Source organism: Candidatus Phytoplasma bonamiae (assembly GCF_030586845.1).
Classification (GTDB): domain Bacteria; phylum Bacillota_I; class Bacilli_A; order Acholeplasmatales; family Acholeplasmataceae; genus Phytoplasma; species Phytoplasma bonamiae.
The window spans coordinates 1-3131 of sequence record NZ_JAOSIQ010000043.1; the positions used below are offsets into that span (position 1 = coordinate 1).

Annotated in this window: 1 protein-coding gene and 2 tRNA genes; all 3 read right to left on the reverse strand. The window is 29.0% G+C overall.

Annotation, left to right across the window (positions count from 1 at the left end; genetic code table 11):
• Positions 1–668 precede the first annotated feature (668 nt).
• The 3 genes from OC701_RS02500 to OC701_RS02510 all read right to left on the reverse strand — a co-directional run bounded on the left by OC701_RS02500 (position 669) and on the right by OC701_RS02510 (position 3119).
• Positions 669–2849, reverse strand: a complete 2181-nt coding sequence (locus tag OC701_RS02500; protein WP_304514510.1) for a polyribonucleotide nucleotidyltransferase — start codon at positions 2847–2849, stop codon at positions 669–671.
• A gap of 82 nt (positions 2850–2931) precedes the next feature.
• Positions 2932–3007 (reverse strand) — tRNA-Asn (locus tag OC701_RS02505).
• Between the two features lie 36 nt (positions 3008–3043).
• A tRNA-Val gene (locus OC701_RS02510) sits at positions 3044–3119 on the reverse strand.
• Positions 3120–3131: the final 12 nt, after the last annotated feature.

A 3131-nucleotide genomic window follows, 5' to 3' on the forward strand; every position in this document is an offset into this window, starting at 1 on the left:
CCCTATAAGAGTGGTTAACTCTCTTCTTGGTAAGACGATTAGCTAGCTTATTCCAAAACTAGATTTACTCTTACGACTACTAAACAGATTCTTTATCCTTAACTATCAGGGCTTTGATTTCCTGATTAGTAAATTGAATTACTTAGTCTTAGGATTCTCCAAGTTACTCTAAATTTCTACCTTGGTTCCTTAGGAGAAGTAACCATTATGTTAATGGTGAGATTCCAGATTTTAATTGATAAACTATCCAATCCACATACTATATTGATAGATTCTGGACTGTTCGCTTATAGTAGTTTACGAAACAGGTTTGTTAATTACATCTTCTTTTATCTTCTTAGGCCATTACAGGCTTATCCTTAGAACCATTCGGTGGCGTGATCGTCTTGACTAACTACTTCGTCGCAATCCGCTTTTAAGAACTGCTGTAATTCCTCTGAGTTTCCTTTCAGGAACCGTTCTTACCCTTTCAGTGTTTACCTCACTGGTCATTGGTCAGATGACATGATATTTAAGCCTCTTTGGCGCCCTATGTGCTAACATGGACTTTCCTAAATTAGAAATCTTTAAATTTTAAAAAAATCTAACTTCGATCACCTTCCATTACTCTCTTACCATCGATTATTTTAACAAATTTTTTTAAAATTATAATTAATTAATTTAAATAATTATTTTTCCCAAACTAAAGATAAATCAATTTTGCCTTTTTCATTTATGAAAATACATTTAGCTAAAACTTTTTGTCCTATCGAAAGGACATCTTCTACACATTCAACTTTAATATTTGATAATTTGCTGATATGAATAAAACCTTCAATTCCAGGAAAAATCTGAACTATAGCAGCAAAAGAATGACCATTCTTTTTATCATATAAAATTTTTATAACAGTGACTTCATAAATTTTACCTATTTTTATTTCATCTACTAAATTTAAAATATAACTAGATACTTGATTAACAATACTTTCGTTATTATGCATAATAAATATATTACCATTTTGTTGAATATCGATTTTAACATTATCATAAGTATCAATAATTTGATTAATAATTTTTCCGCCAGTGCCAATAATATCGCGAATTTTATCAACAGGGATAGTAATCATCTTAACTTTAGGTACATAAATAGACAAATGTTCTCGAGGCTCTTTAATAGTCATATTCATTTTTTCTAAAATTTCTATTCTACCCAAACGAGCTTTTTCTAAAACTTCTCGCAAAATATCAAAACTAATGCCTTCTATTTTAATATCCATTTGCGCAGCTGTAATACCTTTAAAAGTACCCGCAATTTTAAAATCCATATCACCTTTTTGATCTTCTAATCCTTGAATATCGCTTAGAATAGCATAATCATTTTCGCTAGCAAAAAATAATCCCATTGCTAAGCCCGCTACAGAACTTAATAAAGGAACCCCTGCATCCATCAAAGCCATAGAAGCAGCGCAAATAGTTGCTTGCGAAGATGAGCCATTAGATTCTAAAATTTCTGATACTACCCTAATAGTATAAGGAAAATCTTGTTCCATTGGAAGAACATGAAATAAAGCTTTTTTAGTTAACATACCATGACCGATTTCTCTTCTAGAAGGCATCATATATTTACCTATTGAACCTACAGCAAAAGGAGGAGAATTATAATGAACAATAAAAGATTCTTTGTCTTCTTCACTAAGATCATCTATCAATTTACATTCACTTAAAGCACCTATGGTCACAACCGCTAAACTTTGAGTTTCACCACGAGAAAAAATAGCTGATCCGTGAGTACGTGGTAAAATGCCTACTTCAGTTTTAATAGAACGAATTTCATTTAAAGTTCGACCGTCAATTCTTTGTTTATCTTTTAAAACCATTTCTCTCACTATATCAGTTAATAAATTATTAAACATATATGTAAATTGTTCTTTTGTTTTTTCCAATTTATATTGGTGTTCGCAACTAAACATAAAATTATTAGATATATCATCGCCAATCGCAAAGTCTTTATCTTCTATATATTTTTCCAGAATAAAATGTTTAAGCTTATTAATTGTATCCGAAAAATTTTTTTTAATAAATTTATTATCAATTTCTTTTTGTAAAGTAATTTTTACAATTTCAAAATACTTAAATTTAAACTTAACATATAAATCAATCTTGTAATTATTTTTAAAATCAATATTTTTAATGATATTTAAATTATTTTTGATTTCTTCCTGAAAAATACATAATTGTTTAATAAAATTATGACCAAACAACATAGCTGACATTAAATCTTTTTCTGAAATTTCTTTAGAACTAACTTCTATCATATTTAATTTTTCTTTAGTTCCACTCAAAACCAGCCATAAATCAGAAACATTTTTTTGTTGAGGATCAGGATTAATAATAAATTGATTATTTACTCGACCCACACAAACAGCTGAAACAGCTTTATAAAAAGGAGCGTTAGAAATCAATGCAGCTAAAGAACTACCTAAAATTGCAAAAATTTCATTATTACAACTTTCATCATTACTTAAAATAGTATTTACAATTTGAATTTCTTTATTAAAATTTTTATCAAATAAAGGTCTTAATGTTCTATCTATCAAACGAGCATTTAATATTCCTGAGTCGGAAGGTTTGCCTTCTCTTTTAGAAAAATTTCCGGGTATTTTTCCTGCTGCATAAAATTTTTCTTGATAAAAAATCATCAAAGGTAAATAATCCAAACAAATTTCATTCTCGCCAATAACTAAAACACTTAATAAAACAGTATCTTTATAACGAACTAAAACAGAACTATTAGCTTGTTTAGCTAATTTATTAATTTCTACAATAAGTAAATTATTTTCAAAAGTAGTTTCAAACACTTTCAAAGTCATGAAAATCCCCTTTTTTTCCTAAAATAAATGCGAAAAATATCACAAACTACTTTTGAAAATAAAATATTATTAAAATTTAAAATGGCGCCTATGCTAGGGATCGAACCTAGGACATTCTGATTAACAGTCAGATGCTCTACCAACTGAGCTACATAGGCACAAATAAAAATTATAATAATTTAGAAGTTTTGGTTTGGTAGAGAATGAGGGGATCGAACCCCCGACCTCCTGCTTGTAAGGCAGATGCTCTCCCAGCTGAGCTAATTCTCTACTACAAATAAT

Coding starts and splice junctions, on each gene's coding strand:
- OC701_RS02500 (WP_304514510.1), bottom strand. CDS start 2,849: ATGACTTTGAAAGTGTTTGAAACTACTTTTGAAAATAATTTACTTATT.